Raw genomic sequence first — 15629 nt, forward strand, 5'->3', positions numbered from 1 at the left:
GCTTGCTTGCACCTATCTCTTTAAGCCTTATCACAAGCTCCTTGCGAAATTCGCAAGGAGCTTTTTGTCGCAACCTGGCAGTTTTGGACGGTTATGGAAGGAGTCAGCGGAAATGACGGAAGAAGAGCATTTAGTCATCATGGATGAAACGGCGATTCGCCGCGCATTAACGCGAATTGCTCATGAAATTGTGGAGAAGAACAAGGGAATCGACAACTGTGTGATTGTAGGCATTCGCACAAGAGGGATCTACCTTGCTCGGCGTATTGCAGAGCGTATCGGTGAAATTGAAGGAAAGCCTGTTCCTGTGAGCGAGCTTGATATTACTCAATATCGTGATGATCGCAAAGCAATCATATCTGCAGACATGGAAATAGCAGCAGCAATTGGCGATACCGACGGCGTACCCTTTACGGTTCAAGACAAACGCATTATTTTGTTCGATGACGTATTGTACACGGGCCGCACGATTCGCGCTGCAATGGACGCGCTTATGGACTGCGGACGGCCGCAAAGCATTCAGCTCGCCGTCCTTGTAGACAGAGGACATCGCGAACTGCCGATTCGACCAGATTTTGTAGGCAAGAACGTCCCAAGCTCTAAACAAGAGCAAATCGATGTGGCTCTTACCGAAATCGATCAAATCGACCAAGTGACCATTATTAATCAGAGGGGGCAAGCCGGATGACCATCACACAGCTTAAACAACGGAGTTTGCTCGGATTAAAAGATTTAAGCCAAGAAGAGATTGAATCGATACTAGATCGTGCTGCTTATTGGGAGAATCATTCAAACAAAGTGCACACGACGATGCAAGGCAGATTTGCAGCCAATATGTTTTTCGAGAACAGCACGCGTACTCGCTTTTCATTCGAAGTAGCAGAGAAACGACTAGGTACAGAAGTACTGAATTTCTCTGCTGCGGTTTCAAGTGTACAAAAAGGCGAGTCAATCTACGATACAGTACGCACACTTGAGTCAATGGGAATTGACGTTGGCATCATTCGCTTAAAGCCGATCGGCGTTCTTGCAGAACTGGCAACAAAGATCAAGGTGCCGCTCATTAATGCCGGCGATGGCAATAACGAGCACCCGACACAAGCGCTGCTGGATATGTACACGATGCGCAAGCATTTTGGACAACTCAAAGGCTTAACGGTCTCGATCGTTGGAGATGTGCTGCATAGCCGCGTTGCAAGATCGAATCTATGGGCTTTGCAAAAATTCGGAGTTAATGTGAACTTTTGCTCACCGCCAAATATGCTAGCCTCTGAGCTTGACGTCTCTTATGTCTCTATAGATGAAGCATTAAAATCAGATGTTGTTATGATGCTGCGCGTCCAGCTGGAACGCCATGAAAGCGGAATGCTGAATTCTGCTGAAAGTTACCGCGAGCATTACGGCTTGACGGTAGAGAGAGCCAGCAAGCTCGCTAATCACGCGATCATTATGCATCCTGCTCCAATCAACCGCAACGTAGAAATAGACGATGAACTGGTTGAGCATCCACAATCTCGCATTTTCCCGCAAATGGAAAACGGGGTTCCTATCCGCATGGCGGTAGTAGAGCGTGCGCTCAGCTAACTTTAGCAACATAGATCTAAATCCGGAGGGTGAAACGACAATGTCATTATGGATTATAAACGGTAACGTATGGAATGAAACTTCGGGCAGCTTAGAAAGTAAGCATATTCGGATCGAAAATAACAAGATCGAAGCTATTATAGACGGTTCCGATTCAGTAGATACAGGAAGCGCAGAAGTCATTGATGCAAAGGGCAAGCTGGTATCGCCAGGCTTTATCGATATGCACGTTCATTTGCGCGATCCGGGCTTTGAATATAAAGAAGATATCGCAACAGGCACACGCTCAGCTGCAAAAGGCGGTTTCACAACGATTGCATGTATGCCTAACACTCGTCCTGTAACGGATACTGCTGAAACGGTACGCTACATTACGAACAAGGCGGCTCAAGTCGGCGTTGTCAAAGTATTGCCATACGCATCGATCACTAAAAACGAGCTTGGCCGCGAGTTGACGGATTTTGCTTCATTAAAAGAAGCGGGTGCAATTGGCTTTACGGATGACGGTGTAGGTGTCCAGAACGCGCAAATGATGAAAAACGCGATGGCGCTTGCTCATTCCATGGATATGCCGATCATCGCTCACTGCGAAGATGATTCATTGGTTGAAGGCGCTTGGGCATCGGAAGGCGAGTTTTCCCGCAAGCACGGCTTGAAAGCTATCCCAAATGAATCCGAAGCGATTCATGTAGGCAGAGACGTACTATTAGCAGAAGCGACGGGCGTTCATTATCATGTATGCCACGTTAGTACTGAGCAATCGGTACGGTTAATTCGCCTAGCTAAGCAAATCGGAGTTCGCGTTACTGCTGAGGTTTGCCCGCATCACTTGCTGCTGTCTGATGAGGATATTCCGGGCCTTGATGATGCAAATTGGAAAATGAACCCTCCGCTTCGTACGCCGCGTGACGTTCAAGCGGTTATCGAAGCGATTGAAGACGGAACGATCGATATGGTCGTTACGGACCATGCACCGCATAGCGCGGAAGAGAAAGCTCGCGGCGTTCAACTTGCACCTTTTGGCATCGTTGGCTTCGAGACAGCTTTCCCGCTCTTGTACACAAAATTTGTTCAAACCGGCAAGTGGACGCTTGGCTTCCTGCTGCAGCGCATGACTGCAGATCCGGCACGTGTTTTCCGGCTTCCAACGGGGCGCTTAGAGCAAGGTGCTCCTGCTGATATTACAATCGTTGATTTGGACAACGAGCGTTCGGTTGATCCGAGCACATTCGCATCCAAAAGCAACAACACGCCATTCGGCGGCTGGAAGCTTAGCGGCTGGCCTGTAACAACGATCGTTGACGGCGCAGTTGTTTGGTCAGAATAAATAACTTTTACTAACTAAAGCCAATATATGGGGACAATCAACACCTGAGGAGTGATACGGATGCAAGCAAGATTATTATTGGAAGACGGTACATTGTTCACAGGACTTTCGTTCGGTGCAGAAGCACAAATGATGGGCGAGGTTGTATTTAATACTGGAATTACTGGTTATCAAGAAGTTTTATCCGATCCGTCCTACTGCGGACAAATCGTAACGATGACTTATCCGCTAATCGGCAACTACGGCATTACACGTGATGATTTTGAGTCGATGCGCCCATTTATTCACGGCTTTGTCGTTCGTCGTCATGAAGAAGTGCCAAGCAACTGGCGCGCTCAATATTCACTAGGACAACTTCTTAAAGAATACGGCATCCCGGGCATCAGCGATATTGATACACGTATGCTTACTCGCAAGCTTCGTAACTACGGTACAATGAAGGGCCTAATCACAACAGGCAACGAGCGCGTAGAAGAACTTGCTGAACGTCTGAACATCTCGAAGCTAATGACGGATCAAGTCGCACGCACTTCTACATCTCATGTATTCTCAAGCCCGGGTCAAGGCGAGCGTATCGTACTTGTTGACTTCGGTGCAAAAAGCGGTATTTTGCGCGAGCTTACTAAGCGCGGCTGCGATGTAGTTGTTGTTCCTCACGATACAACAGCAGACCAAATTCGTCGCCTAGCTCCAGATGGCATTCAATTGTCCAATGGCCCTGGGGACCCGCAGGATGCACCTTATGCTGTGAAAATGATTTCTGAGCTGCTCGGCGAATACCCGATCTTCGGAATTTGCTTAGGCCACCAGCTGTTCGCATTAGCTTGCGGAGCAGAAACAACAAAGCTTAAATTCGGACATCGCGGCGGAAACCACCCGGTTAAAGAATTGGCAACTAACCGTTGCTACATTACTTCACAAAACCATGGCTACACGGTGCTTGAAGAATCAGTAGCAAACACGCCGCTTGTAGTAACACATATCAATAACAATGACCGCACGATCGAAGGACTTAAACACAATACATTCCCAGCTTTCTCGGTTCAATATCACCCAGAAGCTGCGCCTGGACCGTATGATTCCAGCTATTTGTTTGATGAGTTCCTAGAAATGATCCGTACGCACAAGAAAAATAACCCACAAAAACCTCGTCAAGCTGTGTTGTCGGAGACGTTGAAAGGAGAGCTTCAGTATGCCCAAAAATAATGAACTCAAAAAAATTCTCGTGATCGGTTCCGGTCCAATTGTCATCGGACAAGCGGCGGAATTCGACTATGCCGGTACTCAAGCCTGTCAAGCGCTCAAAGAAGAGGGCTATGAGGTTGTTCTTATAAACAGTAACCCAGCAACAATCATGACAGACACGAACATGGCTGACAAAGTATATATCGAGCCTATTACTTTAGATTTTGTATCACAAATCATTCGTCAAGAACGTCCAGATGGACTTCTTCCGACGCTTGGCGGCCAGACAGGCCTTAATATGGCGGTTGAGCTTGCACGCGCAGGCGTTCTTGAACGCGAGAATGTAAAATTGCTTGGAACACAGCTGACAGCTATTGAGAAAGCGGAGGATCGCGACTTATTCCGTGACCTTATGCGTGAGTTGGAACAGCCAGTACCAGACAGTGATATCGTGACTACAGTAGAAGATGCAGTTAACTTCGCTAACACGATTGGTTACCCAATCATCGTCCGTCCTGCTTATACACTGGGCGGAACAGGCGGCGGTATTTGTGCGAATGAAGAAGAACTGCGCGAAACGGTTGCTTCTGGAATCCGTTATAGCCCGATTAGCCAGTGCTTGATCGAGAAATCGATCGCAGGCATGAAGGAAGTCGAATATGAGGTTATGCGTGATGCGAACGATAACTGTATCGTTGTCTGCAACATGGAAAACTTTGACCCGGTTGGCGTACATACAGGCGATAGCATCGTCGTAGCGCCAAGCCAAACCTTGTCTGATCGCGAGTATCAAATGCTTCGTTCAGCTTCCCTAAAAATCATTCGTGCGCTGAACATCGAGGGCGGCTGTAACGTACAGTTCGCACTTGATCCACAAAGCTATCAATATTATGTCATTGAAGTAAATCCGCGCGTAAGCCGTTCATCGGCACTAGCGTCGAAAGCAACAGGATACCCAATTGCCAAAATGGCAGCAAAAATCGCTGTCGGCTACACACTCGATGAGCTTGTAAACCCTGTTACAGGACAAACGTATGCTTGCTTCGAGCCAACACTTGATTATATCGTATCAAAAATTCCACGCTGGCCGTTTGATAAATTCGTTAACGCGAACCGTAAACTTGGTACGCAAATGAAAGCAACTGGCGAAGTTATGGCTATCGGCCGTACGTTTGAGGAATCCATTCATAAAGCGGTTCGTTCACTGGAAATTGGCGCTCACCGCATTCACTTGAAAGAAGCTTCATCTTTGGAAGATGCAGTGCTTCGCGCACGTCTAGAGAAGCCGGATGATGAGCGTATGTTCCTCGTAGCAGAAGCGTTCCGCCGGGGCTATCAGCTTCAAGAAATTCAAGACATTACCAACATCGACTGGTGGTTCCTTGATAAAATTCAGTCCATCGTAGCATTCGAGGATCGTATGCGCAGCGAATCAACGTTGAATCAACAAACGTTGTATGAAGCTAAACGCAAAGGTTTCTCAGATCGCTCTATTGCTGAAATTCGTCAAGAAGGTTTCCCGAATGGCAGTCACACAACGGAAGCTGACGTGCGGGCACTTCGCGAACAGCTTAACTTGAAGCCAGTATACAAAATGGTTGATACATGCGCAGCTGAATTCGAAGCTTCGACACCATATTACTACTCCACTTATGAAGTAGAGAATGAAGTAACTGTTACAGACAAACAGAAAGTTCTAGTCCTTGGATCTGGACCAATTCGTATCGGTCAAGGCATCGAGTTCGATTACTCGACGGTTCATGCAGTATGGGCGATTCAAAATGCAGGTTATGAAGCGGTTATTATCAACAATAACCCAGAAACGGTTTCAACGGACTTCAGCACATCGGACAGACTTTACTTTGAGCCATTGTTCTTTGAAGATGTATTGAATGTTATTGAGCAAGAAAATCCGATTGGCGTAATCGTACAATTCGGCGGTCAAACGGCAATCAACCTTGCAGCTCCGCTTTCCAAAGCTGGCGTACGCATTCTAGGCTCCAGCCTTGAGAGCATTGATGCTGCAGAGGATCGCAAGAAATTCGAAGCATTGCTTCGCAGCCTGAATATCGCACAGCCTGACGGCAAAACCGTTATCTCTGTTGATGAAGCGGTAGTTACGGCACAAGGACTTGGTTATCCGGTACTTGTTCGTCCTTCCTATGTACTTGGCGGACGCGCAATGGAAATTGTGTACTCGGATGAAGAACTGCTTAACTATATGGAAGTTGCAGTGAAAATCAACCCTGAGCATCCGGTTCTAATCGACCGTTATATGCTTGGTAAAGAAGCTGAAGTAGACGCGATTTGTGATGGTGAGACCGTTGTTATTCCAGGGATTATGGAGCATGTTGAGCGCGCAGGCGTTCACTCAGGCGATTCCATTGCGGTATATCCACCACAATCACTTTCAGAAGAAATTAAACAGCAAATCGTTGACATCACGATTAGCATTACTAAAGCTCTTAACGTAATTGGACTTGTTAACATCCAGTTCGTCATTCACCAAGAAAAAGTATATGTGATAGAAGTTAATCCGCGTTCATCGCGTACCGTACCTTTCCTAAGCAAAGTTACGAATATTCCGATGGCAAACTTAGCTACTAAAGCAATTCTCGGTACGAAGCTTGCTGATCTTGGTTATGTTGAAGGTTTATGGCCTGAGGATGAATATGTTTCGGTAAAAGTTCCTGTCTTCTCCTTCGCGAAGCTGCGCCGGGTTGACCCAACGCTAACGCCGGAAATGAAATCAACAGGTGAAGTAATGGGCCGCGACGTTCAATATGCGAAAGCTCTTTATAAAGGTCTCATTGGCGCAGGTATGAAAATTCCAACATCAGGCGCAATCATAGCTACAGTTGCGGATAAAGATAAAGAGGAAGCAACTGAGTTGCTTCGCGGATTCTTTAACCTAGGCTACAAAATTATTGCTACAGGCGGAACGGCGAAAGCACTCGAAGAAGCCGGCCTTATCGTTACGACTGTTAATAAGCTTAGCGAAGGCTCGCCGAATATTCTTGATCTAGTACGTGAAGGGCAAGCGCAATTTGTAGTCAATACGTTGACTAAAGGCAAAGCTCCTGAACGTGATGGATTCAGAATTCGTCGTGAAGCGGTTGAGAATGGCGTCGTTTGTATGACATCGCTTGATACAGTTCGTGCATTGCTTGTCATGCTCGAAACGTTGAACTTCTCCTCCCGTTCAATGCCAGTAGCGCTACAAAACAAATAAGCTCTCTGAGCTTAAAAGTACGGCCAGCGTTTATTGCTTCGTTATCTACCTTAAGACGTTAGTCTCAAGGTAGATAGCTAGGAGCAAACGTATGGCCGTTTATTTTGCAAATGAACAGAGAAATGGAGCGATTTCGGATGAAATTGACTAAAGAGCAAGCAGCAGGACGGATTATGGTAGCCCTTGATTATCCAGATGCAGCAGCGGCTGAACGTTTAATTGCCGAACTGCAAGGCATTCCCTGTTATATGAAGGTGGGTATGCAGTTGTTTTATGCTGCCGGTCCTTCCTTCGTGCAAAGCTTGAAAGAGCGTGGTTACTACGTTTTTCTTGATGTGAAAATGCATGATATTCCGAACACAGTCAAAGGCGGCTCTAATAGCGTAACGAAATTGGGAGTTGACATGTTTAACGTCCATGCAGCAGGGGGCAGTGATATGATGGAGGCTGCGCTTGAGGGCGTAGATATTGCATTAACAGGCAGCAGCCTTCGTAAGCCAACGGTAATCGCGGTAACTCATTTGACAAGTACGAGCCAGTCCATGCTCAATGAGCAGATCGGTATTAGCGGAACCGTAGAAGCGGCAGTGCTTCGTTATGCAGAGCTTACCAAAAAAGCGGGTTTGGACGGTGTTGTCGCATCACCTTCCGAGGTTGAGGCTATTAAGTCGCTATGCGGCAGCTCTTTCAAAACCGTAACGCCAGGCATTCGTCCCATTGGAGCGGATGTTAATGATCAATCACGCATCATGACGCCAAGTGAGGCGCTGCGCAAAGGAACTGATTATATGGTTATCGGTCGCCCGATTACAGCGGCACCAAATCCGCGAGCAGCATTAGAATCTATTATTGAGGAGCTGATTTCCTATGAGTAAAATTACTTTATCTGAATTGCCAAATCAAATTGCTAAAAGCCTGCTAGAAATCGAAGCCGTAGCACTTCGCCCTAATGAGCCATTCACATGGACATCAGGCATTAAATCACCAATCTATTGTGATAACCGCCTTACGATGACATACCCAGCGATTCGCGATCTTGTTGCAGAAGGTTTCGCAACGATCATTCGTGAGCGGTATCCTGATGCTGAGGTTATTGCGGGCACTTCAACTGCCGGTATTCCACATGCAGCTTGGGTAGCACAGAAGCTTAATCTGCCGATGGCTTATATTCGCGATAAAGCGAAAGGTCATGGCAAGCAGAATCAAATCGAGGGCCGTGTTCTACCTGGTCAAAAGGTCGTTGTGATCGAGGATTTGATATCGACAGGCGGCAGTTCGCTTAAAGCTGGTCTTGCAGTTAGAGAAGCAGGCGCAGAAGTATTGGCGGTGCTTGCTATATTCACTTACGAATTTGATTCAGCGATTCAAGCCTTTGCATCAGAGCAAATGCCTCTTGTTACATTGTCTAGCTATAGCGCACTTATTCAAACAGCTGTAGAGCTTGGAAAAGTTGCTCCTGAAGATGTAGCTGCTTTGCAAGCTTGGAGACAAGATCCTCAATCGTTTGGAAAATAATTACTGAAATAAAAAAAGCGTGCTCTTTTCCATGAGAGCTCGCTTTTTTTGTGACAAAATTGTTCATAATTCGACACTAAAAATTAATTTTTTTTGAAAGGGACTCTTCTAAATAGCTATTTGTCTCCGATAAATAAATATAGAGTATAGTCATGAATTGAGGGGCGGGGTTTTAATGAAATTGTCTTTACGTGTTAGGTTAGTCTTTTTGTCTTTGGTTCCACTTATGTTTTATGCATTTACTGGGCTTTATTTGCTCAATGAGCAGTGGCGCGTGTTGAATGACATGACAGATCGTATTTATGAAACTTCTAATCAGGTAGACACATTAGTATTAAACGCGGATAGGGATATGTATCAGGCCTATCAAGCTTACTTGAGAGTGGAATCCGGTACTTTGGATCAAGTAAATGCAGACGCTGCTCGAGCGGAGTTAGCCGAAAATATAAAACAAGTTGAAGACCGGGTAGGAGAAGCTCAAGCCATTTTATATGAGAAAGGACTTCAGAATTTAGCAGAAGGGGAATCTGAGCGCAGCATAAACCAAATTTTAATTGAGTTTAAGGCTAATTTTAATTTCTGGTCAGCTGCAGCGGTGAAGGCAGCAGCGGATGGAAAGAACAATTTTCAAAATAAACAGATCGATAATAGCTTCTTAACAAGCCGTACAGGGATTGATGAAATCGGTCAAAATATTAAAATTTATGCACAATCCACGATTACTGATATTACAAATGAGCTTAGAAAAACGCAGCTTACTCTCTTAATCTGCATCATTGTGGTTACATTAGTTATTTTAATTGCTATGTACTTTACAGTGCGTCATATCATGAAGACAATCAAGAGTGTTGTATTTAAGACACAGCGAGTAGCAGAAGGGGATTTAACGGTTCTTCCGGATCAGAAATACAGCAAGGATGAGCTTGGCCGTATTTCGCAATCGGTGGATCATATGATTGAAGCTACTAAGCAGCTGATTAGCGGTATTGCTGGCAATGCAGTTGAAGTGACAAAATCAACTGATCAGTTAACGACTGCATCCAAGGAATCTGCAGATGCAGCAGAGCATGTCGCTCAAAATATTCAGGAAGTAGCGAATGGCTCAGAAGTACAAGCAAGAGGTGCGGAAGAAACATCTAGAGCGATCGAAGAGATGACGATAGGCATTCAACGAATCGCAGAAAACACAGCCTCAATTGCCGATAAATCATCTTCAACCTCTAAGCAGGCTGAACTTGGTCATGAAGCGCTGCTCCGGTTAATTGATCAAATGAGCGAGGTAACCTCAGTAACTGGCAAACTATCGAATACAATTGAAACGCTTGAGCATCGTTCCAAAGAGATAGGTGCAATTGCCGAGAATATAACGAGTTTTTCAAACCAAACGAATATTTTGTCGCTGAACGCATCAATTGAAGCAGCCCGTGCAGGCGAACACGGCAGAGGTTTTGCGGTCGTTGCAGGAGAGATTCGGAAGCTGGCAGCGGGATCCCTTGCATCTGCTGACGGGATACATCAACTCGTGGACATTACCCGAAGTGAAATCGCAGGAGCCTCGGCTTACATGTCGCAAACGGTTCTGGAAATGGAGCGAGGCAGCGCGCGGGTAGGCGAGGTTCGTCAGAACTTGGATGTTATCGTTGCTTCTATTGCACAGATTAGTGAGCAGATTCATGAAAATTCTGCAATTACTCAGCAAATGTCAGCCAGCTCGGAGCAGGTAAGCGCCTCAATGCAGCAAACGGCTGCTACAGCTGCCGTTAATCTGGAGAAGACAGAAAATGTTGCTGCCGCAACGGAAGAGCAGCTCGCTTTGATGGATAACATTTCTTCAGCAGCTGTTCATTTAGAGGAAATTGTACGCGATTTGGACCTTGCTATTTCTCATTTCAAGGTGAAGTAAGATAATGTAAAAGCTGTTTTTTATGCGGAGTTTAAGCCTTCGCTAAAAGCAGCTTTTTTTGTTCGAAAAAGGTTTTAAAAAGTTGTTTAAATTTGACGTAACTTTTTGAGCATGTCCTACGTCTATCATGTAAGATGAGAATTATGAAAGTTGGTTGAGGAGGGATCGGAAGCGCTAATGGCCATTCCGCAGGAAGAAGAACAGAAGGTAGAAGAGCAGGTTGAAACGACTGAGGAAAGACGCGATCTGCTTAAAGTTATTGATGTAGAGCGAACGTTCCAAGTTGGAGGAACTCCGCTGCCTGTACTGAAGGGCATCAATATGGAGCTTAAGGAGCGTCAATTAGTCATGCTCAGAGGCAGATCAGGCTCTGGCAAGACGACGCTGCTGAATTGCTTGGGCGGTCTCGATACGCCAAGCAAAGGAGAGATTTTGTTTAACGGTTTGAAGTTTCACAGCATGAGCGATGACCAACGCACTTTAGTTAGGCGAAAGCACATGGGCTTTATATTTCAAGCCTTCGCACTTATGCCGCTATTGTCCGCGCGTGAGAATGTGGAGCTGTCTCTTCGGATGGCTGGTGTACCGCGAGCGGAATGGAAGGATAGAGTTACGCAATGTCTTGAACTGGTTGGTTTGGAGCGCCGAATGAATCATCGTCCCTTCGAGCTTTCCGGCGGTGAGCAGCAACGGGTTGCAATTGCTAAGGCGATCGCCCATAAGCCAATGCTGCTGCTTGCTGATGAACCGACGGCAGAGCTTGATACTGGCATGTCAGCTCAAATTATGGCGGTTTTCCAAAATATTATTCGCACTGAACAAGTTTCTATTTGTATGACTACACATGATCCTACGATTTTGGAGGTTGCTGACATTGTCTATGAAATGGTGGACGGAAAATTTATTTAAGCGTTCAATGGTTGTTGTATTAAGTGCTTCTTTGGTGCTTTCAAGCGGGTGCTCCTTGCTTCCCGCAGAAGATGAAGAAGAGGTTATACCTGAGATTGCCCCTGCACAAATATCCAAGAAGCCCGAGTATGAGGTAACGACGACGACATTAGAAACGTCGATACCGCTGATCGGCAAGCTTATCTCTTTGGAAGAAGAGACAATGTTTTTCACATTGGACGGCAAGAATTTGAAAGAGCTGAATGTGAAAGTAGGAACAACTGTAAAAGCCGGTCAAGTAATTGGTCAGCTGGACGTTGATGTACTGGTCAAAAGCTTGCGGCAAGAACGGCTTTCATTTAGGAAAATCGAAAATGAGATGAAAGACACGCTTCGCCAGCGTGATGAAATGGATCCGATTGAATTTGAAGGTAAGCTGATTGCTTTTGAAGAACAGAAGCAGAAGCTAGTCGATATGGAAGAGGAAATCGGGAAAGCGACATTAAAGGCTCCATTTGCCGGAACGATTGTTTCTCTTAACGTGCAGAAGGGCGATTTGATTAAAGCCTATGCTCCAATTGCCATTGTAGCTGATACGAGCAAGATTACAGCTGCAGCCAAAATTTCTAAGTCAGAGCTAGAAAAACTAGGCGTTGGCATGGAAGTAACAGCTGATATTACGAGCGTTGGTAAATTTAAAGGCAAGATCAAGCAGCTCCCTTACAAAACGGAGGAACAGAACAACGGCGGCGGCGGTGGTGGTTCTGGAGTAGAGAAACCGGAAAAACCCGAAGACTTCTTAATCGTTGATCTTAAGGATTTGCCTAAAAACTTGAACCGCGGAATGCCGCTTTCGATTAAAGTCATTACGAAGCGCACTGAAAATGCTATTGTTATTCCTCCTTCTACGCTTCGTTCTATTGGATCTCGTACGTACGTGCAGGTCATTGAAGGCGAAGTTAAGCGCGAAGTTGACGTAGAGGTCGGCCAACAAACCTCGACGAATATCGAGATCCTCAAAGGGTTGAAACCGGGGCAGAAAGTTGTAGGTCGATAGCCAATGGGAATTCCGCTGTTTCGTTTTTTGTTCCGCAAAATGTGGAACACGCGCTGGCTAACCTTAAGCACGCTGGCTGGGCTAACTCTGGCGGTTGCATTTGCAACGAGTATCCCTATGTATGCAGATGGTGCACTCAAGAGAGTAGTAGCCGAATCACTGCAGCAGAAGAGTACCGGATTACCTGCGGGCTCGCTTCTCATGAGATATCAATCACCTGCTGGCGGGAAAACGGATTTAGCAGCGCTGTCGGAGCTTGAAAAGTATATTAAAGATGGAATACCGAAAGAAATTGGATTTCCATTTGGTACGTATGTAAACAGCTATTCGATTCGCGGTGCAGAGGTCGTTCCTGAGGATTCTAGCAAAGTAGACGCAGGACGCAACCGGCAACTGACGATTATGAATCTGTCAGAACTTGAAAAAAATACAGAGCTGACCCAAGGTAAATGGTTTTCAAATACCGAAGGGGATGGAGACATACTCGAAGCAGTCATGTTCGAGGAAGCAATGTATAGAAATGATGTACATATCGGCGATGTTTTTGAATATCCGATATACGGTGGACTGGATCTGACATTGCGAGTGAAAATTGTCGGAGCAGTCAAACCGCTTACTGATACGAGTTCATACTGGTATCAAGGGATGGAAAGCTTGCTGAACACGTTCCAAATAAGCAAAGCAGCATTCGAAAAGACGCTGTTAGCGAATAAAAAAATACCGCTGCATAATGCAAGCTGGTACTACGCATTTGATTTATCAGAAGTAAAAACGAGTCAATTAACACCGTTAAGCAAGACGCTTGAACGCTTGAATATTGAGCTGTATCAGCGCCTTAAGGACACAAGAGTAGAAATTTCTTTTGCATCCACGCTTACCGAATTTAAGAAACAAAGCCTGCAGCTGCAAACATTGCTATTTACGCTAGCTGCTCCTATGCTTGCGATGGTGTTTTTCTTCATTGCCATGAATGCAAGGCAGTCACTGGATAAGCAGCGAAGCGACATTGCAGTGCTTCGAAGCAGGGGGGCCGGCACACGGCAAATCATTTGGATTTATTTGCTCGAAGGACTACTGCTTGGTGGTATCGCGCTTGGAAGCGGTCCGTTTATCGGTTGGTTCATGGCGAAGAGTATCGGATCAGCCAATGGCTTCCTCTCTTTCGTTAATCGGAAGTCCATACCGGTAGGCTTCTCTACGGAGGCCATTATTGCGGGTGGAGCTGCAGTCTTTCTAGCGCTTATGGCGACCATTATTCCAGCTGTTATTTATGCAAGATCTTCAATCGTAAGTTATAAGCAGGATCTGGCGCGTTCTGATCGCAAGCCAGTTTGGCAGCGTTGGTATCTTGATGTCTTGTTAATTGCCACTGCTGGTTATGGCTGGTATATGTTCAATGAGCGCCAAATGTTGACGTTCAAAACAGGCATGACAACGGATCAATTAAACGTACAGCCATTTTTATTTTTTGTTCCTGCCTTATCAATCTTTGCATTTGGGTTGTTTTTCTTAAGATTATTCCCATGGCTATTGAAGGTGTTTACATGGCTAGGACGCAAATTTTTACCGGTTCCGCTTTATTTGACGCTGACTCAGCTTTCACGTTCATCCAAGGGATATTACCCATTGATGATTCTATTGGTGCTGACGCTGGGGCTTGGTGTTTATAACGCATCGGCAGCTAGAACGATTGATTTGAACTCCACGGAACGTACGCTGTATAAATACGGAGCAGACGTAACCATTCAAACGGTTTGGGAAGGGTCTCCGGAAATTACTACAACGCCTGGCAACAACGGCGGAAATGGTGGTAATGGCGGCAGTGGAGGCAATGGCGGCGGTTCTGGTGGCGGTGGAAACGGCGGAAATGGTGGAGGAGGCAACGGCGGTGGTTCAGGCGGCGGAGGCGGTGGCGGTCAAACCATACCTTCAAAGATGTTGTTCAGTGAACCTCCATTTGAGCTTTTCCGTTCCCTTGATGGCGTAGAAGCGGCTGCTCGTGTACTACAGACGAAGGGCAGCGTGGTCATTTCAGGCAAATCGATTGGTCAAGGAACCGTAATGGGTATTGATAATGTCGACTTTGCTAAGGTCGGCTGGTTCCGCAATGATTTGTATCCTGTTCATCCGAATTATTATTTAAATAACTTGGGTAAATATGAGCATGCGGCGCTTATTCCTTCGAAAGTAGCAGAGAAATATCAATTAAAAATCGGAGATCCAGTGTCAGTTGGATTCGCCGAAGGTAAAGTGGATTTTATGGTCGTTGGCATTTTGCCTTATTGGCCTAGCCAATATCCAGATAAATCACCGTTTATTATCACGAATTTAGATTATATTTATGACCAGCTTCCGCTCATTCCTTATGAGGTTTGGCTGAAGATGAAGCCTGATGCTAAAGTAGCTCCGATCGTTGAAGCACTGCAAAAGGCTGGAGTGGAAATAGCAGCTATTAAAGATGTAAGAAGCGAGCTAATCATTCAATCGAAGCTTCCAACTAGGGGCGGCGTATTCGGAATATTGAGCTTAGGTTTCCTTGTTTCGGTCATCATCACATTAGCTGGCTACGTCCTATTCTGGTTCTTCAATCTCTCAGGGCGTGTTGTCCAATTCGGGGTATTGCGGGCAATGGGATTATCGCGAAGACAGCTTACGGGGATGCTGCTTCTGGAGCAGTTATTTACAGCAGGACTTGCGATTGGACTTGGCGTGTTAATTGGTAAAGGTGTGAGCTTGCTCTTTCTGCCATTCTTGCAAACGACAGAAAACGTTGCAGAAACAGTACCGCCTTTCCGAGTCATATTCGAGTCTAGCGATACGAACCAATTGTTCATAGTTGTCGGATTTATGATGCTGACCGGCGCATTGCTGCTCTTCCTGCACATACGCAGGCTCAGAGTGCATCAAGCGGTCAAGATGGGAGAAGAACGATGACAAC

At 45.8% G+C, this 15629-nt stretch carries 11 protein-coding genes; all 11 read left to right on the forward strand.

The window, feature by feature from the left end; translation table 11 throughout:
• Positions 1-112: 112 nt before the first annotated feature.
• The gene (pyrR, locus tag AC0VYE_RS14555; RefSeq protein ID WP_076268182.1) at positions 113-688 is read left to right on the forward strand and encodes a bifunctional pyr operon transcriptional regulator/uracil phosphoribosyltransferase PyrR; all 576 of its coding nucleotides are present in this window, start codon (positions 113-115) and stop codon (positions 686-688) included.
• On the forward strand, positions 685-1584 hold the full coding sequence (locus tag AC0VYE_RS14560; protein ID WP_475448833.1) for an aspartate carbamoyltransferase catalytic subunit: 900 nt from the start codon (positions 685-687) through the stop codon (positions 1582-1584). The genes pyrR and AC0VYE_RS14560 overlap by 4 nt, the downstream gene beginning before the upstream one ends.
• A 40-nt stretch (positions 1585-1624) precedes the next feature.
• Positions 1625-2911: a dihydroorotase gene (locus AC0VYE_RS14565; RefSeq protein WP_475448835.1), complete on the forward strand. Its 1287-nt coding sequence runs from the start codon at positions 1625-1627 to the stop codon at positions 2909-2911.
• A 60-nt stretch (positions 2912-2971) separates the two neighbouring features.
• Entirely contained in the window at positions 2972-4117 is a 1146-nt protein-coding gene (carA, locus tag AC0VYE_RS14570) for a glutamine-hydrolyzing carbamoyl-phosphate synthase small subunit (RefSeq protein WP_339208742.1), read from the forward strand.
• Complete coding sequence (gene carB / locus AC0VYE_RS14575) at positions 4104-7328, forward strand: carbamoyl-phosphate synthase large subunit (RefSeq protein ID WP_475448837.1); 3225 nt, start codon at positions 4104-4106, stop codon at positions 7326-7328. Before carA ends, carB begins: the two co-directional genes overlap by 14 nt.
• A gap of 137 nt (positions 7329-7465) precedes the next feature.
• Complete coding sequence (pyrF, locus tag AC0VYE_RS14580; protein WP_475448839.1) at positions 7466-8203, forward strand: orotidine-5'-phosphate decarboxylase; 738 nt, start codon at positions 7466-7468, stop codon at positions 8201-8203.
• The gene (gene pyrE / locus AC0VYE_RS14585) at positions 8196-8843 is read left to right on the forward strand and encodes an orotate phosphoribosyltransferase (RefSeq protein WP_076268188.1); all 648 of its coding nucleotides are present in this window, start codon (positions 8196-8198) and stop codon (positions 8841-8843) included. The genes pyrF and pyrE overlap by 8 nt, the downstream gene beginning before the upstream one ends.
• A gap of 175 nt (positions 8844-9018) precedes the next feature.
• On the forward strand, positions 9019-10746 hold the full coding sequence (locus AC0VYE_RS14590) for a methyl-accepting chemotaxis protein (RefSeq protein ID WP_475448841.1): 1728 nt from the start codon (positions 9019-9021) through the stop codon (positions 10744-10746).
• Between the two features lie 177 nt (positions 10747-10923).
• Complete coding sequence (locus tag AC0VYE_RS14595) at positions 10924-11655, forward strand: ABC transporter ATP-binding protein (protein ID WP_076268190.1); 732 nt, start codon at positions 10924-10926, stop codon at positions 11653-11655.
• Positions 11627-12691 (forward strand): efflux RND transporter periplasmic adaptor subunit, encoded by a 1065-nt coding sequence (locus tag AC0VYE_RS14600; protein WP_339209586.1) that lies wholly within the window; start codon positions 11627-11629, stop codon positions 12689-12691. Before AC0VYE_RS14595 ends, AC0VYE_RS14600 begins: the two co-directional genes overlap by 29 nt.
• 3 nt (positions 12692-12694) lie before the next feature.
• On the forward strand, positions 12695-15625 hold the full coding sequence (locus tag AC0VYE_RS14605) for an ABC transporter permease (RefSeq protein WP_076268192.1): 2931 nt from the start codon (positions 12695-12697) through the stop codon (positions 15623-15625).
• Positions 15626-15629 lie beyond the last annotated feature (4 nt).

The organism is Pristimantibacillus sp. Z349TD_6, from assembly GCF_056173205.1.

Excerpts from the sequence above, each read along its gene's own strand:
- AC0VYE_RS14590 (WP_475448841.1), top strand. The coding sequence starts at position 9,019 with ATGAAATTGTCTTTACGTGTTAGGTTAGTCTTTTTGTCTTTGGTTCCA.
- AC0VYE_RS14560 (WP_475448833.1), top strand. The coding sequence starts at position 685 with ATGACCATCACACAGCTTAAACAACGGAGTTTGCTCGGATTAAAAGAT.
- pyrF (WP_475448839.1), top strand. The coding sequence starts at position 7,466 with ATGAAATTGACTAAAGAGCAAGCAGCAGGACGGATTATGGTAGCCCTT.
- carB (WP_475448837.1), top strand. The coding sequence starts at position 4,104 with ATGCCCAAAAATAATGAACTCAAAAAAATTCTCGTGATCGGTTCCGGT.
- AC0VYE_RS14600 (WP_339209586.1), top strand. The coding sequence starts at position 11,627 with ATGAAATGGTGGACGGAAAATTTATTTAAGCGTTCAATGGTTGTTGTA.
- pyrR (WP_076268182.1), top strand. The coding sequence starts at position 113 with ATGACGGAAGAAGAGCATTTAGTCATCATGGATGAAACGGCGATTCGC.
- carA (WP_339208742.1), top strand. The coding sequence starts at position 2,972 with ATGCAAGCAAGATTATTATTGGAAGACGGTACATTGTTCACAGGACTT.
- AC0VYE_RS14565 (WP_475448835.1), top strand. The coding sequence starts at position 1,625 with ATGTCATTATGGATTATAAACGGTAACGTATGGAATGAAACTTCGGGC.
- AC0VYE_RS14595 (WP_076268190.1), top strand. The coding sequence starts at position 10,924 with ATGGCCATTCCGCAGGAAGAAGAACAGAAGGTAGAAGAGCAGGTTGAA.
- pyrE (WP_076268188.1), top strand. The coding sequence starts at position 8,196 with ATGAGTAAAATTACTTTATCTGAATTGCCAAATCAAATTGCTAAAAGC.
- AC0VYE_RS14605 (WP_076268192.1), top strand. The coding sequence starts at position 12,695 with ATGGGAATTCCGCTGTTTCGTTTTTTGTTCCGCAAAATGTGGAACACG.